Source organism: Pseudomonas sp. FH1 (assembly GCF_000510895.2).
GTDB classification, from domain to species: domain Bacteria; phylum Pseudomonadota; class Gammaproteobacteria; order Pseudomonadales; family Pseudomonadaceae; genus Aquipseudomonas; species Aquipseudomonas azotoformans_A.
Genome location: NZ_AOHM01000057.1, coordinates 57,425 through 79,938, shown reverse-complemented (window position 1 = coordinate 79,938; position 22,514 = coordinate 57,425). Strand labels below are relative to the sequence as shown.

22 protein-coding genes are annotated in these 22,514 nt (G+C 57.5%); 1 reads left to right on the top strand and 21 read right to left on the bottom strand.

Annotated features, from left to right (window positions below; genetic code table 11):
• Positions 1-190 precede the first annotated feature (190 nt).
• The 21 genes from glmS to rpmH form a co-directional block, all read right to left on the bottom strand.
• Positions 191-2,023: a glutamine--fructose-6-phosphate transaminase (isomerizing) gene (gene glmS / locus H096_RS17910; RefSeq protein ID WP_033900499.1), complete on the bottom strand. Its 1,833-nt coding sequence runs from the start codon at positions 2,021-2,023 to the stop codon at positions 191-193.
• 10 nt (positions 2,024-2,033) lie between these two features.
• Positions 2,034-2,801: a DeoR family transcriptional regulator gene (locus H096_RS17905; protein WP_033900497.1), complete on the bottom strand. Its 768-nt coding sequence runs from the start codon at positions 2,799-2,801 to the stop codon at positions 2,034-2,036.
• Positions 2,802-2,929: 128 nt separating this feature from the next.
• Positions 2,930-4,297, bottom strand: a complete 1,368-nt coding sequence (glmU, locus tag H096_RS17900; RefSeq protein WP_033900496.1) for a bifunctional UDP-N-acetylglucosamine diphosphorylase/glucosamine-1-phosphate N-acetyltransferase GlmU — start codon at positions 4,295-4,297, stop codon at positions 2,930-2,932.
• A gap of 123 nt (positions 4,298-4,420) precedes the next feature.
• Entirely contained in the window at positions 4,421-4,837 is a 417-nt protein-coding gene (locus H096_RS17895) for a F0F1 ATP synthase subunit epsilon (RefSeq protein WP_003177061.1), read from the bottom strand.
• A gap of 44 nt (positions 4,838-4,881) precedes the next feature.
• Positions 4,882-6,258 (bottom strand): F0F1 ATP synthase subunit beta, encoded by a 1,377-nt coding sequence (gene atpD / locus H096_RS17890; RefSeq protein ID WP_010207684.1) that lies wholly within the window; start codon positions 6,256-6,258, stop codon positions 4,882-4,884.
• A 27-nt stretch (positions 6,259-6,285) separates the two neighbouring features.
• Positions 6,286-7,146 carry a F0F1 ATP synthase subunit gamma gene (gene atpG, locus H096_RS17885; protein WP_010207685.1) on the bottom strand — a complete coding sequence of 287 codons (861 nt, stop codon included), beginning with the start codon at positions 7,144-7,146 and terminating at the stop codon, positions 6,286-6,288.
• A gap of 50 nt (positions 7,147-7,196) precedes the next feature.
• The gene (gene atpA / locus H096_RS17880) at positions 7,197-8,741 is read right to left on the bottom strand and encodes a F0F1 ATP synthase subunit alpha (protein WP_010207686.1); all 1,545 of its coding nucleotides are present in this window, start codon (positions 8,739-8,741) and stop codon (positions 7,197-7,199) included.
• Positions 8,742-8,762: 21 nt separating this feature from the next.
• Positions 8,763-9,299 (bottom strand): F0F1 ATP synthase subunit delta, encoded by a 537-nt coding sequence (locus H096_RS17875; protein WP_010207689.1) that lies wholly within the window; start codon positions 9,297-9,299, stop codon positions 8,763-8,765.
• Between the two features lie 12 nt (positions 9,300-9,311).
• Positions 9,312-9,782, bottom strand: a complete 471-nt coding sequence (locus H096_RS17870; protein WP_008439543.1) for a F0F1 ATP synthase subunit B — start codon at positions 9,780-9,782, stop codon at positions 9,312-9,314.
• A gap of 56 nt (positions 9,783-9,838) precedes the next feature.
• On the bottom strand, positions 9,839-10,096 hold the full coding sequence (atpE, locus tag H096_RS17865; RefSeq protein WP_002555987.1) for a F0F1 ATP synthase subunit C: 258 nt from the start codon (positions 10,094-10,096) through the stop codon (positions 9,839-9,841).
• A 134-nt stretch (positions 10,097-10,230) separates the two neighbouring features.
• The gene (atpB, locus tag H096_RS17860) at positions 10,231-11,100 is read right to left on the bottom strand and encodes a F0F1 ATP synthase subunit A (RefSeq protein ID WP_016978714.1); all 870 of its coding nucleotides are present in this window, start codon (positions 11,098-11,100) and stop codon (positions 10,231-10,233) included.
• Between the two features lie 16 nt (positions 11,101-11,116).
• Positions 11,117-11,524 carry a F0F1 ATP synthase subunit I gene (locus H096_RS17855; protein ID WP_010565865.1) on the bottom strand — a complete coding sequence of 136 codons (408 nt, stop codon included), beginning with the start codon at positions 11,522-11,524 and terminating at the stop codon, positions 11,117-11,119.
• Positions 11,525-11,672: 148 nt separating this feature from the next.
• Complete coding sequence (locus H096_RS17850; protein WP_016970690.1) at positions 11,673-12,545, bottom strand: ParB/RepB/Spo0J family partition protein; 873 nt, start codon at positions 12,543-12,545, stop codon at positions 11,673-11,675.
• Between the two features lie 9 nt (positions 12,546-12,554).
• The gene (locus H096_RS17845; RefSeq protein WP_016978715.1) at positions 12,555-13,352 is read right to left on the bottom strand and encodes a ParA family protein; all 798 of its coding nucleotides are present in this window, start codon (positions 13,350-13,352) and stop codon (positions 12,555-12,557) included.
• An 18-nt stretch (positions 13,353-13,370) separates the two neighbouring features.
• Positions 13,371-14,015: a 16S rRNA (guanine(527)-N(7))-methyltransferase RsmG gene (gene rsmG, locus H096_RS17840; protein WP_033900490.1), complete on the bottom strand. Its 645-nt coding sequence runs from the start codon at positions 14,013-14,015 to the stop codon at positions 13,371-13,373.
• Positions 14,012-15,904 (bottom strand): tRNA uridine-5-carboxymethylaminomethyl(34) synthesis enzyme MnmG, encoded by a 1,893-nt coding sequence (mnmG, locus tag H096_RS17835; RefSeq protein ID WP_033900489.1) that lies wholly within the window; start codon positions 15,902-15,904, stop codon positions 14,012-14,014. Before mnmG ends, rsmG begins: the two co-directional genes overlap by 4 nt.
• A gap of 551 nt (positions 15,905-16,455) precedes the next feature.
• Complete coding sequence (gene mnmE, locus H096_RS17830; RefSeq protein WP_033900487.1) at positions 16,456-17,826, bottom strand: tRNA uridine-5-carboxymethylaminomethyl(34) synthesis GTPase MnmE; 1,371 nt, start codon at positions 17,824-17,826, stop codon at positions 16,456-16,458.
• A 79-nt stretch (positions 17,827-17,905) separates the two neighbouring features.
• Entirely contained in the window at positions 17,906-19,588 is a 1,683-nt protein-coding gene (yidC, locus tag H096_RS17825) for a membrane protein insertase YidC (RefSeq protein ID WP_016978719.1), read from the bottom strand.
• Positions 19,589-19,590: 2 nt separating this feature from the next.
• On the bottom strand, positions 19,591-19,836 hold the full coding sequence (gene yidD, locus H096_RS33360) for a membrane protein insertion efficiency factor YidD (protein WP_010207715.1): 246 nt from the start codon (positions 19,834-19,836) through the stop codon (positions 19,591-19,593).
• Positions 19,829-20,233, bottom strand: a complete 405-nt coding sequence (gene rnpA / locus H096_RS33355) for a ribonuclease P protein component (protein ID WP_016978720.1) — start codon at positions 20,231-20,233, stop codon at positions 19,829-19,831. Before rnpA ends, yidD begins: the two co-directional genes overlap by 8 nt.
• Positions 20,234-20,249: 16 nt before the next feature.
• Positions 20,250-20,384 (bottom strand): 50S ribosomal protein L34, encoded by a 135-nt coding sequence (rpmH, locus tag H096_RS17815; RefSeq protein ID WP_003213577.1) that lies wholly within the window; start codon positions 20,382-20,384, stop codon positions 20,250-20,252.
• A gap of 585 nt (positions 20,385-20,969) precedes the next feature.
• On the opposite strand from rpmH, the gene dnaA reads away from it, so the two are divergent.
• Complete coding sequence (gene dnaA / locus H096_RS17810) at positions 20,970-22,487, top strand: chromosomal replication initiator protein DnaA (RefSeq protein ID WP_033900482.1); 1,518 nt, start codon at positions 20,970-20,972, stop codon at positions 22,485-22,487.
• Positions 22,488-22,514 lie beyond the last annotated feature (27 nt).

Genomic DNA, 22,514 nt, shown 5'->3' with positions numbered 1-22,514 from the left:
CAGACAGCGAGGCCGTTAAAAACGGCTGCTTACTTCAGACCTTCCCTAGAGCTGCGTCGAGAGCAATGAGGCACGCAGGAAAACGTCGCTGGCTGCTCAACCGGGGGGCAGGAAGGCGCCAGCGACAGACTTTATTTATTTCCGACAGACTTTATTTCGTAGCTTCAGCGGGCCTCCAGGATGTGGCGGATTACTCCACGGTCACCGACTTCGCCAGGTTGCGCGGCTGGTCGACGTCGGTGCCTTTCAACACAGCGACGTAGTACGACAGCAGCTGCAGTGGAATGGTGTAGAGGATCGGCGACAGGGTGTCGTTGATGTGCGGCATGTTGATGACGTGGGTGCCTTCGCCGTTGGTCATGCCGGCTTTCTCGTCGGCAAACACCACCAGTTGGCCGCCACGGGCGCGGACTTCCTGCAGGTTGGACTTGAGCTTTTCCAGCAGTTCGTTGTTCGGCGCCACGGTGACCACCGGCATGTCGTCATCCACCAGGGCCAATGGGCCGTGCTTGAGCTCGCCGGCCGGGTAGGCTTCGGCGTGGATGTAGGAGATTTCCTTGAGCTTGAGCGAACCTTCCATCGCCACCGGGTATTGCGCGCCACGGCCGAGGAACAGGGTGTGGTTCTTGTCGGCGAACAGTTCGGCGACTTTTTCCACGGTGCTGTCCATGGCCAGCGCTTCGCCGAGGCGGGTTGGCAGGCGGCGCAGTTCTTCAACCAGCGTGGCCTCGACGCCTTCGGCCAGGGTGCCGCGCACTTGACCCAGGGACAGGGTCAGCAGCAGCAGGCCCACCAACTGGGTGGTGAAGGCTTTGGTGGATGCCACGCCGATTTCGCGACCGGCTTGGGTCAACAGGGTCAGATCGGATTCACGCACCAGGGAGCTGATGCTGACGTTGCAGATCGCCAGGCTGGCCAGGAAGCCCAGTTCCTTGGCGTTGCGCAAGGCGGCCAGGGTGTCGGCGGTTTCGCCGGACTGGGAGATGGTCACGAACAGGGTGTCGGGCTGTACTACCACCTTGCGGTAGCGGAATTCGCTGGCGACTTCGACCTGGCACGGGATGCCGGCCAGTTCTTCCAGCCAGTAACGCGCAACCATGCCGGCGTGGTAGCTGGTGCCGCAGGCGACAATCTGCACGTTGCGCACTTTGGCGAACAGCTCGGCGGCCTGTGGGCCGAAGGCGTTGACCAGCACTTGGTTCTGGCTCAGGCGACCTTCCAGCGTGCGTTGCACCACAGCCGGTTGCTCGTGGATTTCCTTGAGCATGAAGTGGCGGTATTCACCTTTGTCGGCGGCTTCGGCGCCGTCGCGGTATTGCACGGCTTCGCGCTCGACGGACTGACCGTTAACGTCCCAGATCGCCACGCTTTCACGACGGATGTCAGCAATATCGCCTTCTTCCAGGTACATGAAGCGGTCGGTGACCTGGCGCAGGGCCAGTTGGTCGGAAGCGAGGAAGTTTTCGCCCAGGCCCAGGCCGATCACCAGCGGGCTGCCGCTGCGAGCCGCGACGACGCGGTCCGGTTGGCTGGCACTGACCACGGCCAAGCCGTAGGCGCCGTGCAGTTCCTTGACCGTGGCCTTGAGCGCGACGGTCAGGTCGCCCAGGTCCTTGAGCTTGTGATTGAGCAGGTGGGCGATGACTTCGGTGTCGGTGTCCGAAGTGAACACGTAGCCCAGGCCCTTGAGTTGCTCGCGCAGCACTTCGTGGTTTTCGATGATGCCGTTGTGCACCACGGCCAGGTCGCCGGAAAAGTGCGGGTGGGCGTTGCGTTCGCACGGCGCACCGTGAGTCGCCCAACGGGTGTGGGCGATACCCAGACGACCAACCAGCGGCTCGCCGGCCAGGGCCTGCTCCAACTCGCTGACCTTGCCCGGACGGCGCATGCGCTCCAGCTTGCCGGCGTTGGTGAAGACCGCCACACCGGCGCTGTCGTAGCCGCGGTATTCCAGGCGCTTGAGGCCTTCGAGCAGGATCGGGGTGATGTTGCGTTCAGCGACTGCGCCTACGATGCCACACATGGTGTTTCTCCTAGATGATTGCCGCGCATATCAGCGAAATGCCGCGGGCTTGGATCTGGTCGCGGGCCTCAAGCGGCAGGCGATCATCGGTGATAAGGGTATGGACGCTGCTCCAGGGCAGTTCCAGGTTGGGAATCTTGCGGCCGATCTTGTCGGATTCGACCATCACCACCACTTCACGGGCGACGTCGGCCATGACGCGGCTCAGGCCCAGCAATTCGTTGAAGGTGGTGGTGCCGCGCTCCAAGTCGATGCCGTCGGCACCGATGAACAGTTGATCGAAGTCGTAAGAGCGCAGCACTTGCTCGGCGACCTGCCCCTGGAACGAGTCCGAATGCGGGTCCCAGGTGCCACCGGTCATCAGCAGCACCGGCTCGTGTTCCAGTTCGCTCAAGGCGCTGGCCACGTGCAGGGAGTTGGTCATCACCACCAGGCCTGGCTGGTGGCCCAGTTCGGGGATCATGGCGGCGGTGGTGCTGCCGCTGTCGATGATGATGCGGGCGTGTTCACGCAGGCGCATCACGGCGGCACGGGCGATGGCGCGCTTGTACACCGAGATGGGCTGGGCAGCGTCGCCCACCAACTCCTGGGGCATGGTGATTGCGCCCCCGTAGCGACGCAGCAGCAGGCCGTTGCTTTCGAGCGCGGCCAGGTCCTTACGGATCGTAACTTCCGAGGTTTCGAAACGCTTGGCCAATTCATCCACGCTGACTTCGCCCTGTTCATTGAGCAAGGTCAGGATGTTGTGGCGTCTTTGGGGCGTATTTCGTTTCGACATTTTGGCTTTAAGTTTCGTTTCGAAAGATAACGAAGGCAATCAAAACCTATTCCGAGAAAATCGTCAACCGGCAGGTATAAAAAAACCTGTGGGTGATTAGCCAACAGGTTTCAGTGAATGTGGATAACTCAGCTCTTTTTGATTTTGACCGGGCGCTTCCAGCCGTCGATGTTGCGTTGGCGGGCGCGGGCTACCGCCAGTTGAGACTTATCCACATCCTGGTTGATGGTCGAACCCGCCGCCGTGTTCGAGCCATCTCCGATGGAAACGGGGGCGATCAGCGAATTGTTGGAGCCGATAAATACGTCTTCACCAATGGTGGTCTGGTATTTGTTCGCGCCGTCGTAATTACAGGTAATGGCACCCGCGCCAATATTGCTGCGAGCCCCAATCACCGCATCACCGAGGTAGGCCAAGTGGCCAGCCTTCGCATCGTCACCCATTTTGGCGTTTTTCAGCTCGACGAAATTGCCCACGTGCGCCCTGGCGCCCATCACGGTTCCGGGGCGCAGTCGCGCAAACGGACCCGCATCGCTGCCCTCACCCATCACCGCGCCGTCCAGATGACTGTTGGCCTTGACCACCACGCCTTTGCGCAGGGTGCTGTCCTTGATCACACAGTTCGGGCCAATTACCACGTCGTCTTCGATGATCACGCGACCTTCGAGGATCACGTTGATGTCGATCAGCACATCGCGGCCAACAGTCACTTCACCCCGTACATCGAAGCGTGCCGGGTCACGCAAGGTCACGCCTTGGGCCATCAGGCGACGGCCTTCGCGCAATTGGTAGTGACGCTCCAGTTCAGCGAGTTGCTTGCGGTCGTTGGCGCCCTGCACTTCCATCGGGTCGTGGGGCTGCTCGGTGGCAACCAACAGGCCATCACTGACCGCCATCTCGATGACGTCGGTGAGGTAGTACTCGCCCTGGGCGTTGTTGTTAGACAGACGGCTCATCCAATCGCCGAGCTTATCGGCGGGGACCGCCAGGATCCCGGTGTTGCCCTCGGTAATAGCGCGTTGGGCTTCGCTGGCATCTTTGTGCTCAACGATAGCGGCAACCTTGCCATCGGCGTTACGCACGATGCGCCCATAACCAGTAGGATCATCCAGTTCAACCGTCAGCAGGCCCATCTGGCCAGGCACCACGTGCTTGAGCAGGCGTTGCAGGGTTTCGACTTCGATCAGCGGCACGTCACCGTAGAGGATCAGCACGGTGTCGGCGCTGATGAAAGGCACGGCTTGGGCAGTGGCGTGGCCGGTGCCCAGTTGTTTGTCTTGCAATACGAAATTCAGATCGTCCGCGGCGAGGCGCTCACGTACTACATCGGCACCATGGCCGATCACCACGTGAATGCGCTGTGGGTCGAGCTGCCGGGCGCTGTGGATAACATGGCCCAGCATAGAATTGCCGGCAACCGGGTGCAGCACCTTGGGCAGGGCCGAACGCATGCGGGTGCCCTGGCCTGCGGCGAGAATGACGATTTCAAGAGACATGAGTGGCTACCAATCCTGGGCGGTCCGGCTTCAGACCAGAGAAGTGTTTTGCTGAAAAAGAAAAAGGGTAGCCGAGGCTACCCTTTTTAATCAATCGCGCATGAAGCATGACGGCGTGGCCGCTTACTTCTTGCGGATCTGCTGGAGCGTGCGCAGCTGAGCTGCAGCCTCGGCCAGACGTACAGCAGCAGCGCTGTAGTCGAAGTCCGCACCCTTTTCATTCAGGGCCTTCTCGGCAGCCTTGACGGCTTCCTGAGCGGAGGCTTCATCCAGGTCGCCAGCACGTTGCACGGTGTCGGCAAGTACCTTGACCATGTTCGGCTGAACCTCGAGGAAACCACCCGAGATGTAAAACACCTCTTTTTCCCCGCCTTGCTTGGTCAGAGTGATCGGACCTGGCTTCAAGCTGGTGATCAACGGCGCGTGACCCATGGCAATACCAAGGTCACCGAGTTCGCCGTGTGCAATCACCATCTCTACCAGACCGGAGAAGATTTCCCCTTCCGCGCTGACGATATCGCAATGGACTGTCATAGCCATCTGATTGCCTCAACCTGATGAGCGCCCGTTTCCGGGCGCCTGGATTACAGTTTCTTGGCTTTCTCGATCGCTTCTTCGATGCCGCCGACCATGTAGAACGCTTGTTCTGGCAGGTGGTCGTAGTCACCGTTGAGGATGCCTTTGAAGCCAGCAATGGTGTCTTTCAGGGAAACGTATTTACCCGATGCACCGGTGAAGACTTCAGCCACGAAGAACGGCTGCGACAAGAAACGCTGGATCTTACGAGCACGGTTTACCAACTGCTTGTCGGCTTCCGACAGCTCGTCCATACCCAGGATCGCAATGATGTCCTTCAGTTCTTTGTAACGCTGCAGCACGTACTGAACGCCGCGAGCGGTGTCGTAGTGCTCCTGGCCGATCACGTTCGGATCCAGCTGGCGCGAAGTCGAGTCGAGTGGATCGACCGCTGGGTAGATACCCAGGGAAGCGATGTCACGGGACAGTACGACGGTGGCGTCCAAGTGGGCGAAGGTGGTCGCTGGCGACGGGTCGGTCAAGTCATCCGCAGGTACGTATACCGCTTGGATCGAAGTGATCGAACCTTCCTTGGTCGAAGTGATACGTTCTTGCAGAACGCCCATCTCTTCAGCCAGGGTCGGCTGGTAACCTACTGCCGAAGGCATACGGCCCAGCAGTGCGGATACTTCAGTACCGGCCAGGGTGTAACGATAGATGTTGTCGACGAACAGCAGAACGTCGTTACCTTCGTCACGGAACTTCTCGGCCATGGTCAGGCCAGTCAGTGCTACGCGCAGACGGTTACCCGGCGGCTCGTTCATCTGACCGTAAACCAGTGCCACTTTGTCCAGAACGTTGGAGTCCTTCATCTCGTGGTAGAAGTCGTTACCCTCACGGGTACGCTCACCCACACCGGCGAACACGGAATAACCGCTGTGCTCGATGGCGATGTTACGGATCAGTTCCATCATGTTTACGGTCTTGCCTACACCGGCACCACCGAACAGACCGACTTTACCGCCTTTGGCGAACGGGCAGACCAGGTCGATAACCTTGATGCCGGTTTCCAGCAGGTCGTTGCCGCCAGCTTGTTCCGCGAACGAAGGTGCTGGACGGTGAATGCCCCAACGCTCTTCGGTGTCGATCGGACCCGCTTCGTCAATCGGGTTGCCCAGTACGTCCATGATCCGGCCCAGGGTCGCTTTACCGACCGGTACGGAGATGGCTGCGCCAGAGTCGACAACGTCCAGACCGCGCTTCAAGCCTTCGGTGGAACCCATCGCAATGGTACGAACTACGCCGTCGCCCAGCTGTTGCTGAACTTCCAGAGTAGTGTCCGCGCCTTGTACTTTCAGCGCGTTGTAGATGCTCGGTACGCTGTCGCGTGGAAATTCCACGTCGATAACGGCGCCGATGATTTGAACGATACGTCCGCTACTCATAGCTGGATCCTCTGAATATTTGAACCGTTAAACCGCGGCAGCGCCGCCGACGATTTCCGAGATCTCTTGGGTGATCGCAGCCTGACGCGCCTTGTTGTAGATCAGCTGCAAATCGCTGATCAGATCACCGGCGTTATCGGTAGCGTTTTTCATCGCGATCATCCGCGCCGCTTGTTCAGCTGCGTTGTTCTCGACCACCGCCTGGTACACCTGCGACTCCACGTAGCGCACCATCAAGCCGTCAAGCAGCTCTTTGGCGTCTGGTTCGTAGAGGTAGTCCCAGTGGTGCTTGAGTTCCTGATCCGGAGTCGCCACCAGTGGAATCAATTGCTCCACGGTTGGCTGCTGGGTCATGGTGTTGATGAACTTGTTGGATACCACGGAGAGGCGGTCAATCCGGCCTTCCAGGTACGCATCCAGCATCACCTTCACACTGCCGATCAAATCATTGATCGACGGCTCTTCACCCAGGTGGCTGATAGCTGCTACGACGTTGCCGCCGAAGTTGCGGAAAAAGGCCGCACCCTTGCTACCAACAACACACAGATCGATCTCGACGCCCTTTTCGCGGTTTACCGCCATGTCCTTGACCAGGGCCTTGAACAGGTTGGTATTCAAACCACCGCACAAACCACGGTCACTGCTCACAACCACATAACCCACACGCTTAACTTCGCGGTCGATCATGAAGGGGTGGCGGTATTCCGGGTTGGCGTTGGCCAGATGCCCAATTACCTGGCGGATACGCTCCGCATAAGGACGGCTAGCAGCCATGCGCATTTGTGCCTTGCGCATTTTGCTGACCGCCACTTTTTCCATGGCGCTGGTAATTTTTTGCGTGCTTTTGATGCTCGCAATCTTACTGCGAATCTCTTTTGCGCCTGCCATGTAACACCTATCAGGTTAGCAAGCGGGAGCCTTGCGGCTCCCGCTGCGGCTTACCAGGTTTGGGTGGCCTTGAACTTCTCGATACCGGCTTTGAGGCCAGCGTCGATTTCGTCATTGAAGTCACCCTTCACGTTGATCTTGGCCAACAAGTCGGCGTGATCGCGGTTGAAGTAAGCAATCAGCGCTTGTTCAAAGCTGCCGACCTTGGCGATTTCGACGTCAGTCAGGAACCCACGCTCAGCGGCATACAGCGACAACGCCATGTCAGCGATCGACATTGGGGCGTATTGCTTCTGCTTCATCAGCTCGGTAACGCGCTGACCATGCTCAAGTTGCTTACGGGTCGCTTCGTCCAGGTCAGAAGCGAACTGGGCGAATGCCGCCAGTTCACGGTACTGAGCCAGAGCGGTACGGATACCACCGGAGAGCTTCTTGATGATCTTGGTCTGAGCGGCACCACCCACACGGGATACCGAAACACCGGCGTTCACTGCAGGACGGATGCCTGAGTTGAACATGGCCGATTCCAGGAAGATCTGACCGTCGGTGATGGAAATCACGTTGGTCGGAACGAACGCGGAAACGTCGCCAGCCTGGGTTTCGATGATCGGCAGTGCGGTCAGGGAACCGGTTTTGCCGGTCACTGCGCCGTTGGTGAACTTCTCTACGTACTCTTCCGAAACGCGGGATGCGCGTTCCAGCAGACGGGAGTGGAGATAGAACACGTCGCCTGGGTAAGCTTCACGGCCTGGTGGACGGCGCAGCAGCAGGGAAATCTGGCGGTAAGCCACTGCTTGCTTGGACAGATCGTCATAAACGATCAGCGCGTCTTCACCGCGGTCGCGGAAGAATTCACCCATGGTGCAACCGGCATACGGTGCCAGGTATTGCAGTGCAGGCGATTCCGAAGCACTGGCAGCCACGATGATCGTGTTTTTCAGTGCGCCGTTCTCTTCCAGCTTGCGAACCACGTTGGCGATGGTCGATTGCTTCTGACCAATGGCTACGTAGACGCAGAAAATGCCGCTGTCTTTCTGGTTGATGATCGCGTCGATCGCCAGAGCGGTTTTACCGATCTGACGGTCACCGATGATCAGCTCACGCTGGCCACGGCCGACAGGGATCATGGCATCGACAGCCTTGTAGCCAGTCTGTACAGGCTGGTCTACCGACTTACGCCAGATCACGCCTGGAGCAACTTTCTCGACCGCGTCGGTCTCGGTGTTGCCCAGTGGACCTTTGCCGTCAACAGGGTTACCCAGTGCGTCGACTACGCGACCCAGCAGTTCCTTACCAACCGGAACCTCCAGGATGCGGCCTGTGCACTTGGCGCTCATGCCTTCAGCCAGAGACTGGTAAGCGCCCAGGATTACGGCACCTACGGAGTCCTGCTCCAGGTTGAGGGCCATACCGAAGACGCCGCCCGGAAACTCGATCATCTCGCCGGACATTACGTCGGCCAGACCGTGAATCCGCACGATACCGTCAGATACGCTGACGACAGTGCCTTCGTTACGGGCTTGGGAGGTCACATCGAGCTTGTCGATGCGGCCCTTGATAATTTCACTTATTTCGGAAGGATTGAGTTGCTGCATTGCTCTGCTGCCCCTTCAAACTCAAGATTTCAATGCTTCGGCAAGATTCGCGAGTTTGCCGCGAATCGAGCCATCGATAACCAGGTCGCCGGCGCGAATGACAATGCCCCCAATGAGGGACTTGTCTTCCGCAACTTGCAGGCGCACTTCCCGGTCGAGTCGTGCACTGAGAACCTTGGCGAGTTTGTCTTGCTGTTCTTGGTTCAATGCAAAAGCACTGGTCACTTCAACGTCTACCGACTTCTCTTGCTCGGCCTTGTACAGGTCGAACAGAGCGGCAATCTCCGGCAGAAGCAGGAGACGGTCGTTTTCGGCAACGACGTGGATGAAGTTCTGTACCTTCACATCGAACTTGTCGCCGCACACTTCAATAAAAGTGGCGGCCTTGTCTGCGCTCGTCAGTCGCGGGGCCTTGAGCACGCGCTGCATGGTGTCGTCTTGCGACACTGCTGCAGCCAGGCCGAGCATGGCTGACCAAGAGGCCAGCTGCTGGTGGGCCTGGGCGTGCTCGAAGGCTGCCTTAGCGTAAGGTCGGGCCAACGTGGTCAATTCTGCCATGATCGCCCTCGCTTAAATTTCAGCAGCCAGTTTGTTTACCAGCTCCGCGTGCGCGTTTTGATCGATTGTGGCACCCAGGATCTTCTCAGCACCGCCGACGGCCAGAGCACCCAGTTGGGCACGCAGCGCATCTTTGACACCGTTCAGTTCCTGCTCGATCTCGGCCTGAGCCTGAACCTTCACACGGTCAGCGTCGATACGGGCTTTTTCAACAGCCTCTTCAACGATCTGGTTACCGCGTTTCTTGGCTTGCTCAATGATTTCGGCTGCTTGAGCTTTCGCTTCGCGCAGTTGTTGACCCGCTTTATCTTGGGCCAACTCCAGGTCGCGAGCTGCTCGTGCTGCAGCGTCCAGCCCATCCGCGATCTTCTTCTGACGTTCGTGCAGAGCTGCGATGACCGGAGGCCATACGAACTTCATGCAGAAAACGACAAAAATCAAGAACGCTAAGGACTGACCAATAATGGTTGCATTAATGTTCACGCCAATACCTCGCTCATTCGTTGCACAACACACCAATCACTCGAAAAGACGAGTGATTAACCGGCGAGTTGACCAACGAAAGGGTTCGCGAAGGTGAAGAACAGAGCGATACCAACACCGATCATGGTCACGGCGTCGAGCAGGCCGGCGACGATGAACATTTTAACTTGCAGCATTGGAACCATTTCTGGCTGACGCGCTGCGCCTTCCAGGAACTTGCCGCCCAGCAGGCCGAAACCAATGGCAGTACCCAGGGCGCCCAGGCCGATCAACAGTGCAACAGCGATAGCGGTTAGACCAACTACAGTTTCCATCTTTCCTCCCGACTTTTACGTCGTATGGTTTAGGTTTTTTAGATTTTAAAGCGGTAAAACAAATCGTTTCATAGCCCGGTAGGGCCTACCTTCCCGTTTGACCGGGAAGGACATCAGACTAGTCGAGACTGGTCTTAATGGTTCTCTTCGTGCGCCATCGACAGGTAGACGATGGTCAGCATCATGAAGATGAAGGCCTGCAGGGTGATGATCAGGATGTGGAACACAGCCCACGCCCACTGCAGAACAATGCCCAGGCCGCTAAGCCAGAGCAGGCCGCTGCCGAACATCACAGCGATCAGAATGAACACCAGCTCGCCGGCATACATGTTGCCGAACAGTCGCAGAGCCAGGGAAATCGGCTTGGCGATCAGCGTCACGAATTCCAGCAGGAAGTTCACCGGGATCAGCAGGGCTTGAACGAAGATGTTCTTGCTGCCGAACGGGTGCAGGGTCAGTTCGCCGATGAAGCCGCCGATGCCCTTGATCTTGATGCTGTAGAAAATGATCAACGCGAAGACCGACAGGGCCATGCCCAGGGTAGCGTTCGGGTCAGTGGTCGATACGGCACGGAATGGAATGTGCGGGTCGCCGCTGATCGCCATGGCCAGCTGAGGAATCCAGTCAACCGGGATCAGGTCGACGGCGTTCATCAGGAACACCCAGACGAAGATGGTCAGTGCCAGCGGTGCGATCACCGGGCTACGGCCATGGAAGCTGTCTTTCACGCTGCCATCGACGAATTCGACCAGTACTTCAACGAAGTTCTGCAAAGCACCTGGTTGACCGGAAGTCGCCTTCTTTGCCGCCATGCGGAAAATGAAGACGAAGATCAGACCCAATGCGACCGACCAGCCCAGAGTATCCAGGTGGAAAGCCCAGAAGCCCATTTCTTTGGCCTCTGCTGCGGAGTGGGCAAAGCCCCAGCCGCCATTAGGAAGCTGACCGAAGGTCAGGTTCTGCAAGTGGTGCTGGATATAGCCCGAAGCGGTTGTTTCTGCCATGGTTGCCTCAAACGCCCTAAGGTTTCGAAAGTCTTGTTTTCATTAGCAGGGGAGCGAACCAGCTGACCAGTTGGGTCAACACGAAGACGCCGAATACAGCCAGCGGCGCCAATGGCTTCACACCTGCAAAGGTCAGTGCAAACAGCACTGCCGTCAAAATCAGTTTCCCTGCCTCGCCGGCATAAAATGACCGGACGATAGCCTGGGCTGCTCGGGCGCCGGAAAACCGAAAGGCCCTGTGAGCAAAATACATATTGGGCAGCAAGGCTATCAGGCCTCCGCAGAGTCCTGAATATCCGGCAACGACTCCATGCCAATACCAAAGCGCCAATGCGGCGATCAGCAAAATGACAAATTGAGCCAATAAAACCGGAAAAACGGCCAAGCGATGGAACGGCAACGTGTTTGGCGTGCGGGTTTCCATCACTCTTGCTCCTCAATGGTCGGCTGCCGGAAATCAATAACTTGGCATAATTTGTGCCGACAAAATGCGCGCAGAGTATAGGGGCGGTTCTGCCCCTATTCAACTGTCGGGTAGTGATTTCCGATCACACGCTACATAAGCAAATGTTTCAGCGGATGTGGGCAAGGACGCCCTGGAGCTCATCGAGCGAGTTATAACCGATGACCAATTGCCCTTTGCCTTTCTTGCCGTGGCGAATTTGCACCGCAGAGCCCAGGCGCTCGGCCAGGCGCTGCTCGAGACGGGCGATATCCGGATCAGGTTTGGCCGTTTCGACCGGTGCAGGTTTGCCGCTGAGCCACTGGCGAACCAGCGCCTCGGTCTGGCGAACGGTGAGCCCCCGTGCGACAACGTGTCGCGCCCCTTCAACCTGTTGATTTTCCGGCAAACCGAGCAAAGCACGGGCGTGCCCCATCTCCAGGTCGCCGTGGGACAACATGGTCTTGATGACTTCCGGCAGCGCTATCAAACGCAGCAAGTTGGACACGGTCACGCGGGATTTACCCACCGCCTCGGCCACTTGTTGCTGGGTCAGCTGGAACTCCTGCTGCAAACGCTGCAGGGCGATCGCTTCCTCGATCGGGTTGAGGTCTTCGCGCTGGATGTTTTCGATCAACGCCATGGCGATGGCGGTTTCATCTGGTACGTCGCGCACCATCGCTGGGATGGTTTCCTTACCGGCCTGCTGGCTTGCGCGCCAGCGCCGCTCACCGGCGATGATTTCAAAGCGGCCGCCGCCAATCGGGCGAACCACAATCGGCTGCATCACGCCCTGGGCCTTGATCGAATTGGCCAGTTCCTCCAGCGCCTGGGGATCCATGTCCCGGCGTGGCTGGTATTTGCCGCGCTGGATCAAGTCCAGGGGCAGGTGTTGCAGCTCGCGCTCGTCGGCCTGCACCGCTTGTTCTTCAAGCGATGTGACGGTCGGACCACTCAACAGTGCATCCAGTCCACGTCCGAGACCTCGTTTCTTGACGGCCATGGGGATTCCTTAAGTTGGCTGGGCTGCAGCGGTGCGTGAGTTGCGGCGTTGACGGCGAACCATCTCGCCAGCCAGGGCCAGGTAGGCAATGGCGCCGCGCGAGGACTTGTCGTACGCCAGCGCGGGCATGCCGTAGCTTGGCGCTTCGGCCAGACGGATGTTGCGCGGGATCACGGTGTCGTAAAGCTGATCACCAAAGTGTTCCTTGAGCTGCGCCGACACATCGTTCATCAGGCTCAGGCGCGGATCGAACATGGTCCGCAGCAGGCCTTCGATCTGCAGGTTCGGATTGAGCAACTCGGCGATGCGCTTGATGTTATCCACAAGGTCGCTCAACCCTTCCAGTGCGTAGTACTCGCACTGCATGGGGATAATCACCCCATCGGCGGCCACCAACGCATTCAGCGTCAGCATCGACAGCGACGGTGGGCAGTCGATCAAAATGTAATCGTAATTCTCGCGGATCGGCGCCAAGGCGCTGCGCAGACGGCTTTCCTTCATCTGCATTTCCAGCAGCACCACTTCCGCCGCGGTCAAATCGCGGTTGGCCGGCAGCAGTTGATAACCACCGTGTTCGGAGTAGTGCATGGCCTGGGCCAGGTCACACTCGCCAATCAGCAAGTCGTAGACCGAGTTTTCCAGGCCGTGTTTATCCACACCGCTACCCATGGTGGCGTTGCCCTGTGGATCGAGATCGATCAACAGCACCCGGCGCTTGGTGGCGACCAGGGATGCTGCGAGGTTGATGCAGGTGGTGGTTTTGCCCACGCCACCTTTCTGGTTCGCTATCGCGAATACCTTAGCCATTCTTGCTTGTGTTCCCAATCATGCCGTGCGGCGCAGTATCAGCAGATGGCGTTGGCCTTGGCAACCGGGTACGGCCAAGGCGTGTTCGCTATCGAGGTGGAAGTCTGCCGGCAATGCTAACAGCTCATCGCTTGGATGGACGCCCTTCATTGCCAGCCAGCGCGTATCGCGGTCGCCGAGGTGGCGTGTCCAGTTGCTGAAGTTCTCCATGCTGCTGAAGGCCCTGGAAACAATTCCGTTGAAAGGCTGTTCAGGCGTGAAGGCTTCGACGCGACTGTGGATAACGTGCAGGTTATCCAGCTTGAGTTCGAGTTTGACCTGGGTCAGGAAGCGGGTTTTCTTGCCGTTGCTGTCCAGGCAGGTCACTTGGGACTCGGGAAACAGGATGGCCAACGGAATGCCAGGCATACCGCCGCCACTGCCCACGTCCAACCAGCGACCGTTTTCGATGAAGGGCATCACGCTCAAGCTGTCGAGCAAGTGACGGGACACCATTTCGTCGGGATCACGCACCGCGGTCAGGTTGTAAGCCTTGTTCCATTTGATCAACAACGCCAAATACCCCAACAGCAACTCATGCTGGGTTTCGGTCAGGTCGACGCCCAACTGGCGTGCACCTGTGGATAACTCTTCTGCGTGTTGCGAGGTGACCAACGAACTCAAGCGCTTTGCTCCAACTGACGGCCCGCGCCGCGTTTTTTCAAATGAATCATCAACAGCGAAATGGCTGCCGGAGTGACGCCGGGGATACGTGAAGCCTGGCCCAATGTCTCGGGGCGAGTTATCCCCAGCTTGCTTTGGATTTCTTTCGACAGCCCGGAAATCCCGGTGTAATCGATATCCGCAGGCAGCTTGGTGTCTTCACTGGCGCGCAGGCGAGCGATCTCGTCCTGTTGGCGGTCAATGTAACCGGCGTATTTGGTCTTGATTTCGACCTGCTCGGCGACCTGGGGATCTTCTGCGCCCTGGCCGGTCACTTCGACCAGACCAGCGTAGTCGATTTCCGGACGCGACAGCAGGTTGAGCAAGTTGTATTCGTGGGTCAGCGGCGTGCCGAATTTTTCAGCGATCGCGTCGCCTTGTTCGGTGCCAGGGCGAACCCAGGTGCTTTTCAGACGCTGTTCTTCCAACGCAATGCTTTCGCGTTTTTTGCAGAAGGCTTCCCAACGCGCGTCATCGACCAAGCCCAGCTCACGACCTTTTTCGGTCAGACGCAGGTCAGCGTTGTCTTCGCGCAGGATCAAACGGTATTCCGCCCGGGAAGTGAACATCCGGTACGGTTCCTGGGTGCCCAGGGTGATCAGGTCATCGACCAGTACGCCGATATACGCTTCGTCGCGACGCGGGCACCAGCTGTCTTTGCCTTGTGCACGCAATGCTGCGTTGGTTCCGGCCAGCAAACCTTGGGCGCCGGCTTCTTCGTAACCGGTAGTGCCGTTGATTTGGCCGGCGAAGAACAGACCGCCAATCACTTTGGTTTCCAGGCTGTACTTCAGGTCGCGCGGGTCGAAGTAGTCGTATTCGATGGCGTAGCCCGGACGCACGATGTGTGCGTTTTCCATGCCACGGATCGATTGCACGATCTGGATTTGCACGTCGAACGGCAGGGAAGTGGAAATCCCGTTCGGGTACAGCTCATGGGTGGTCAAGCCTTCGGGCTCGATGAACACCTGGTGGCTTTCCTTATCGGCAAAGCGGTGGATCTTGTCTTCGATCGATGGGCAATAACGCGGGCCGATCCCTTCGATTACCCCGGAGTACATCGGCGAACGGTCGAGGTTCGCGGCAATGATTTCGTGGGTGCGGGCATTGGTGTGGGTGATCCAGCAGCTCACCTGTTTCGGGTGCTGCTCTTTGGAGCCCATGAACGACATGACCGGAATCGGCGTGTCGCCGGCCTGTTCGGTCATCACCGAGAAATCCACAGAACGCCCGTCGATACGCGGCGGAGTCCCGGTTTTCAGGCGGCCGACACGCAGCGGTAATTCACGCAGGCGTTTTGCCAGGGCAATCGACGGCGGATCACCGGCGCGACCGCCGGAATAGTTCTGCATACCGATGTGGATAAGTCCGCCGAGGAACGTCCCGGTGGTTAACACCACGGATTCTGCGAAGAAACGCAGGCCCATTTGCGTGACAACACCCCGTACCAGGTCTTGTTCGACGATCAGGTCATCCGCGGCTTGTTGAAATATCCACAGGTTCGGCTGGTTTTCCAGGGTTTCGCGCACGGCCGCCTTGTACAGGATACGGTCGGCTTGAGCCCGGGTAGCCCGTACGGCGGGGCCTTTGCGGCTGTTGAGCACGCGAAATTGAATACCACCCTTATCGGTAGCCATGGCCATCACGCCGCCAAGGGCATCGATTTCCTTGACCAGATGGCTTTTGCCGATCCCACCAATGGCAGGGTTGCAACTCATCGCTCCGAGGGTTTCCACGTTATGCGTCAACAACAGGGTTTTTACGCCCATGCGTGCTGACGCCAGTGCTGCCTCGGTACCGGCATGACCGCCGCCGATGACGATCACTTCAAAACGGGAAGGGAAATCCACCACGCACCTCGTGCCTGCTTATGTAGGTAATCAGGAATTGTCTGTTGAAAGGGTTTTGGAGCAATGGCTGCAAGTATAGGGACTTAGCCCATCCTAAAGAACCCTTTGCACAAAATTTAACCAGCTGTGGATGAATCACAGACAATAGAAATTAAAAGAGAGAAATTTATTAGATCTTTGTTTTTATGTTTATTTCTATGTAGCTAACTTTCTGTGGATAGATCTCTACAGGCCTTTGTTTACGTTGTGTACAGCGATTCAAAAGTCTGTGGTCATGTGCCAATGAGGGGCTTGGATAAGTGCTTTAAGCCTGTGGATTAAACAGGGGCTTATCCACAGGCGGTTTTTTACTCAGGTTTCAGGCCCTGTTATCAACTGGGCACAGAGGCGGTTATTCACAGGGCTTAATCCACAGAAAAGTGCCTGCGCGACCAAATGACGCCCACGCAAAAGCCGCCACAACCAGTGGAGTCGCTCAAAAAATGGATTGAAATGCCCTGAAGTGGGCGAAATAGACAGGCGCGAATGGCCTGTCTATGGGCAACGAGGGGTTATTTACCGATACAGAAGCTGGAAAAAATCCGCCCCAGTAGATCGTCGGAGCTAAATGCGCCGGTGATTTCGCCCAACAGTTGCTGTGCCTGACGTAAATCCTCAGCCAGCAGCTCCCCTGCGCCCGCCAAGGTCAGCTGTGCCCGGCCGTGCTCCAACGCTGCGCTCGCATGGCGCAACGCCTCCAGATGCCTGCGGCGTGCGCTGAAGCTGCTTTCCGAGGTCTGCTCGTAGCCCATGCAGGCCTTGAGGTGCTCGCGTAGCAACTCCAGACCATCCCCTGCCGCTTTCGCGCTCAGGCTGATGGTGACATGGCCATCGGCGCTGGTTTCCATGGCAATGGCCTCACCGGTCAGGTCGGCCTTGTTACGGATCAAGGTGACTTTCGCCGGGTCCGGTCGTTGCTCAAGGAATTCCGGCCACAGTGCAAAAGGGTCCACGGCCTCAGGCGCGGTGGCATCGACCACCAACAGCACCCGATCCGCTTCACTGATGGCTTTGAGCGCTCGTTCTACGCCAATCTTTTCCACCTGGTCATCGGTATCGCGCAAGCCAGCGGTGTCGACCACGTGCAGGGGCATACCGTCGATGTGGATATGTTCACGCAGGATATCCCGCGTCGTGCCAGCGATCTCGGTAACAATCGCCGCTTCACGCCCCGCCAGGGCGTTGAGCAGGCTGGATTTGCCGGCATTGGGCCGACCGGCAATCACCACGGTCATGCCATCGCGCAACAAAGCGCCCTGCCCGGCTTCACGCAGTACTGTGGATAACTCATCGCGGACTTTATCCAGCATCGCCAAGACGTGGCCATCGGCGAGAAAATCGATTTCTTCCTCCGGGAAATCAATTGCCGCCTCGACGTAGATACGCAGGCTGATCAACTGCTCGGTCAGGTTATGCACACGCAGGGAAAACGCACCCTGCAGCGAGCGCAGTGCATTGCGTGCTGCCTGTGCAGAACTGGCTTCGATCAAGTCAGCGATGGCTTCGGCCTGGGCGAGGTCGAGTTTGTCGTTCAGGAAGGCGCGTTCACTGAACTCTCCTGGGCGAGCCAAGCGGCAGCCCAATTGCAGGCAACGCTGCAACAACATATCCAGCACAACCGGGCCGCCGTGACCCTGCAATTCCAGGACATCTTCGCCGGTGAATGAGTTTGGCCCCGGGAAGTAAATCGCCAGCCCCTCATCCAACACACTTTTGTCGGCATCGAGGAATGGCCCGTAATGGGCATATCGCGGCTTCAACTCGCGGCCGCTGATAGCCTCGGCCGCCTTACCGGCGAGCGGTCCGGAGATACGAACGATACCGACACCGCCGCGACCCTGAGCGGTAGCGACAGCAGCGATGGTTTCACGAGGAGCGCTCATCAGCAGGTTCCAGAACTAAAGTGACGGAAAGCAAAACGCCCCACTAGGGGGCGTCTTGAGTGGTTATCCACAGAGTAAATTACGCAGAGGCTTTTGCGGTAGCCGCTTCGATCTTACGTGTGATGTACCACTGTTGAGAGATCGACAACACGTTGTTGACCACCCAGTACAGCACCAGACCAGCAGGGAACCACAGGAAGAAGAAGGTGAAGATGATTGGCATCATTTTCATTACCTTGGCCTGCATCGGATCCGGCGGAGTCGGGTTCAAACGCTGCTGGATGAACATGGTCGCGCCCATGATGATCGGCAGGATAAAGAACGGGTCTTTGATCGACAGGTCAGTTATCCACAGCATGAACGGTGCCTGGCGCATTTCCACGCTTTCCAGGAGTACCCAGTACAGCGACAGGAATACCGGCATCTGTACCAGAATCGGCAAGCAACCACCCAGCGGGTTGATCTTCTCTTTCTTGTACAGCTCCATCATGGCCTGCGACATTTTCTGCCGGTCATCGCCATGTTGTTCTTTCAGCGCCGCCAGTTTCGGTGCTACGGCACGCATGCGCGCCATCGACTTGTAGCTGGCTGCCGACAGAGGGAAGAAGATCCCCTTGATCAGCATGGTCAGGAAGATGATCGAGAAGCCCCAGTTACCCACAATGCTGTGGATATGTTGCAGCAACCAGAAAATCGGCTGGGCGATGAACCACAGGAAGCCGTAATCCACAGTCAGTTCCAGACCTGGGGACAACTCTTTCAGCACAGCCTGGCTTTTTGGGCCGGCATACAGGGTAGCGCTGGTTTCAGCCTTGGCACCTGGTGCGACGGTCAACGCCGGGCCAGTGAAGCCAATGATGTAGTTGCCTTGGCTGTCCTTGCGGGTTTGAACCAGGTTCGCGTCACCTTTGCTCGGGATCCAGGCGGTCACAAAGTAGTGTTGCAGCCAAGCTACCCAGCCACCTTGGACGGTTTCTTTCAGCGAGCCCTTGTCGATATCTTTCATCGACACTTTTTTGTACGGCTCGTTACTTGTCCACAGGGCGGCGCCCAGGTAAGTCGCGGTGCCGGTGGCAGTGCTGGAAGAAGGATCGGAACTGGCGTCACGCTTGAGCTGGGCAAACAGGTTGCCGCTCCATGGTTTGTCGCTTTCGTTGTCGATCAGGTAAGTGACCTTCAAGTCGTACAGACCACGGGTAAAGCTGAAACGCTTGATGTAGTTGACGCCGTCGAGGCTGAATTTCAGGTCAACGTTCAACTGGTTCTGGCCATCAGCCAGTTGATAAGTCTTCTGTTCGGTCGAATAAACCGGACGACCGGTAGCACGTGCATCCGGACCGTTGGTGCCGGTCAGGCCACTTTGCGCCAGATAAGTACGTTCACCACCGTTATCGAACAGTTGGAACGGAACATCCGGATGGTCTTGGCGACGTGGATACAGCGGCAGTTTCAACTGCGCGATATCACCACCTTGTGGGTCGATAGCCAGGTCGAGCACATCCGTTTTAACGTGGATGAGGTCTTTATTGGTGACCACTGGCGTTTCTAAAGGGGCGCTTGTCTCGCCATTCGCGCTGGGAACATCGGCACTCGCGGACGCATTGTTACCCAGCGGGGTGTCCGGAATAGCCGGCGCAGCCTGATTGGTAGCAACATTCTGAGTCGGCAGGGCAGCTTGGCCGTAGTCCTGGTTCCACTGAAGAACCATGACGTAGGACACGATTGCCAGGGCGACGATCAGGATCGTGCGTTTAATATCCATGATTACTCGGCCATCGAAGAAGAACGGGAGGTAGGGATAGGTGGAACCGGGTCATAACCACCGGGATTCCACGGATGACAGCGACCTAAACGACGAAAGGTCAGCCAGCCACCGCGCAGAAGACCATGATTTTCTATGGCCTCTAACGCGTAGCAGGAACAACTGGGGTAGAAACGACAGTGGCTGGCCATCAGAGGACTAATGGCATAGCGATAAAACTGGATCGGAACGAGGGCCAGTTTACGCATCGGTACTGTCTACCCCTACAGTTTCGGTGTTGGCTACTGGAGCTGGTTTGTTGGTACGCGCCAGACGTTTCCAGAGCTTGCCGAAATGCTGAATCAATTCGGGGTTTTCTACATCACCCAAGCCTTTGCGCGCGACGATAACAATATCCCAACCAACCAGAGTGTCCTGGTGGAGGCGAAACGATTCGCGCATCAGACGCTTGAGGCGATTGCGCTCAACGGAGAGCTTTACGCTCTTCTTGCCGATCACCAACCCGAGACGGGGGTGATCAAGATCGTTGTTACGCGCAAGGAGCAGGAGATTTTTCCCCGGAACCTTGCCGGTGGGGGAGTCAAAGACTGCCTTGAAATGCCGGGGGGTTAGCAGACGCTTTTCCCGACTGAAGTCCTGACTCACCACCAGTACCGGATTATCAAACTGCCAGACGCGCACGACCTTTGGCGCGGCGACGCGACAGGACAGCACGGCCGTTCTTGGTGGCCATGCGAGCACGGAAGCCGTGAGTACGGGCGCGTTTGATGGTGCTTGGTTGGAAAGTACGTTTCATGGCGTTGTTACCTGGTTCGTCCACAACGGGCCGGAATGGCCCCCGTTTTAAGAGACCGGCGATTCTAGAGAAAGCAAGCCTCTAGGTCAATTTCCAACCAGCTTTTCCTTTAATTAGATCTCTGCCGCTCATTTACCGTTCTCTGTCCGCTCGGCTTTCTCAGGTCAGGGCATAGACATAAAAATAAAGAAGGAAGTTATTTAAAGCTTTTCTGTAAAGCTTATAAAAGCTAGGCAGCCAATCATCTGTGGATAACTGCCTTTAGGCCATATTCCACGTGATGTACAGGGAATGACAACACGGGGGAGAAACGGTGCTCTGCCTGTGCTGCGCTGTCGGATAAGCTGTGGGTGGAATGGGTTGTTATCCACAGGCCAGTTACCCACAGACTTTCGCCCCCACTTGTACAACGACCTCAAGGGCGCTTATCCACAGAGCTTATGCACAGACCATTGGTCGCATTTATCACCGTTAACACGTTGATTTTGGCTGGCCTCTGATCAACCTACATGTGGATAAGTGGGCGGCTCGCCGCTACAATGGCGGCTGTTTTTGCCTCACCGGCTTTCAACTTAGGGGATATCCGTGTCAGTGGAACTTTGGCAGCAGTGCGTGGAGCTTTTGCGCGAAGAGCTGCCTGCCCAGCAATTCAACACCTGGATCCGTCCGCTACAGGTCGAAGCCGAAGGCGACGAGTTGCGTGTCTACGCGCCCAATCGTTTTGTTCTCGACTGGGTCAACGAGAAGTACCTGAGCCGCGTTCTCGAATTGCTCGATGAGCATGGCAACGGCGTCGCGCCTGTTCTCTCCTTATTAATAGGCAGCAAACGGAGCTCGGCGCCTCGCGCTGCGCCGAATGCGCCATTGGCCGCGGCTGCGTCGCAAGCCCAGGCGGCGGCAGCACCTGCTGTCAGCGCGCCGACGCCTGCACCAGCGCCCTCCAAATCCTCTGCGCAGAAAAATGCAGCAGAGAATGAAGAGCCGTCCCGCGACAGCTTTGACCCGATGGCAGGTGCTGCCTCCCAACAGGCCCCGGTCCGCGCCGAACAGCGCACTGTGCAGGTCGAAGGCGCGCTCAAGCACACCAGCTACCTGAACCGCACCTTTACCTTCGAGAACTTCGTCGAAGGTAAATCCAACCAACTGGCTCGCGCAGCCGCCTGGCAGGTTGCTGACAACCCCAAGCACGGTTACAACCCGCTCTTCCTTTATGGCGGTGTTGGCTTGGGTAAGACCCACTTGATGCACGCTGTGGGTAACCACCTATTAAAGAAGAACCCGAATGCCAAGGTCGTGTACCTGCACTCGGAGCGCTTCGTGGCCGATATGGTCAAGGCCTTGCAGCTCAATGCCATCAACGAGTTCAAGCGGTTCTACCGCTCGGTTGATGCGTTGCTGATCGATGACATTCAATTCTTTGCCCGCAAAGAACGCTCCCAGGAAGAGTTCTTCCACACCTTCAACGCCCTGCTCGAAGGTGGCCAACAGGTCATCTTGACCAGTGACCGTTACCCGAAAGAAATCGAAGGCCTGGAAGAACGTCTGAAATCTCGCTTCGGTTGGGGTCTGACCGTTGCGGTAGAGCCGCCGGAGCTGGAAACCCGCGTCGCGATCCTGATGAAAAAGGCCGACCAGGCCAAAGTCGACCTGCCCCACGATGCGGCTTTCTTCATCGCTCAACGCATCCGCTCCAACGTGCGAGAGTTGGAAGGCGCGCTCAAGCGGGTCATCGCGCACTCTCACTTTATGGGCCGCGACATCACCATCGAGCTGATTCGTGAATCCCTGAAGGACTTGTTGGCACTGCAGGACAAATTGGTGAGTGTGGATAACATCCAGCGCACCGTGGCCGAGTACTACAAGATCAAGATTTCCGACCTGCTGTCCAAGCGCCGCTCGCGCTCGGTGGCACGCCCCCGTCAGGTGGCCATGGCGCTCTCCAAGGAGCTGACCAACCACAGCCTGCCGGAAATCGGTGATGTGTTTGGCGGACGCGACCACACCACGGTCTTGCATGCGTGCCGCAAGATCAATGAACTTAAGGAATCCGACGCGGATATTCGCGAGGACTACAAGAACCTGCTGCGTACACTGACCACTTGATGACACCAGCGCAGCTTATTAAGGCAA

Bases quoted from the DNA above. Each gene is read 5' to 3' on its own strand.
- H096_RS17855 (WP_010565865.1), bottom strand. From the start codon at position 11,524: ATGGAAACCCGCACGCCAAACACGTTGCCGTTCCATCGCTTGGCCGTT.
- rpmH (WP_003213577.1), bottom strand. From the start codon at position 20,384: ATGAAACGTACTTTCCAACCAAGCACCATCAAACGCGCCCGTACTCAC.
- atpB (WP_016978714.1), bottom strand. From the start codon at position 11,100: ATGGCAGAAACAACCGCTTCGGGCTATATCCAGCACCACTTGCAGAAC.
- atpG (WP_010207685.1), bottom strand. From the start codon at position 7,146: ATGGCAGGCGCAAAAGAGATTCGCAGTAAGATTGCGAGCATCAAAAGC.
- H096_RS17875 (WP_010207689.1), bottom strand. From the start codon at position 9,299: ATGGCAGAATTGACCACGTTGGCCCGACCTTACGCTAAGGCAGCCTTC.
- glmS (WP_033900499.1), bottom strand. From the start codon at position 2,023: ATGTGTGGCATCGTAGGCGCAGTCGCTGAACGCAACATCACCCCGATC.
- H096_RS17845 (WP_016978715.1), bottom strand. From the start codon at position 13,352: ATGGCTAAGGTATTCGCGATAGCGAACCAGAAAGGTGGCGTGGGCAAA.
- glmU (WP_033900496.1), bottom strand. From the start codon at position 4,297: ATGTCTCTTGAAATCGTCATTCTCGCCGCAGGCCAGGGCACCCGCATG.
- atpD (WP_010207684.1), bottom strand. From the start codon at position 6,258: ATGAGTAGCGGACGTATCGTTCAAATCATCGGCGCCGTTATCGACGTG.
- yidC (WP_016978719.1), bottom strand. From the start codon at position 19,588: ATGGATATTAAACGCACGATCCTGATCGTCGCCCTGGCAATCGTGTCC.
- mnmE (WP_033900487.1), bottom strand. From the start codon at position 17,826: ATGAGCGCTCCTCGTGAAACCATCGCTGCTGTCGCTACCGCTCAGGGT.
- H096_RS17850 (WP_016970690.1), bottom strand. From the start codon at position 12,545: ATGGCCGTCAAGAAACGAGGTCTCGGACGTGGACTGGATGCACTGTTG.
- atpE (WP_002555987.1), bottom strand. From the start codon at position 10,096: ATGGAAACTGTAGTTGGTCTAACCGCTATCGCTGTTGCACTGTTGATC.
- atpA (WP_010207686.1), bottom strand. From the start codon at position 8,741: ATGCAGCAACTCAATCCTTCCGAAATAAGTGAAATTATCAAGGGCCGC.
- yidD (WP_010207715.1), bottom strand. From the start codon at position 19,836: ATGCGTAAACTGGCCCTCGTTCCGATCCAGTTTTATCGCTATGCCATT.
- H096_RS17895 (WP_003177061.1), bottom strand. From the start codon at position 4,837: ATGGCTATGACAGTCCATTGCGATATCGTCAGCGCGGAAGGGGAAATC.
- H096_RS17905 (WP_033900497.1), bottom strand. From the start codon at position 2,801: ATGTCGAAACGAAATACGCCCCAAAGACGCCACAACATCCTGACCTTG.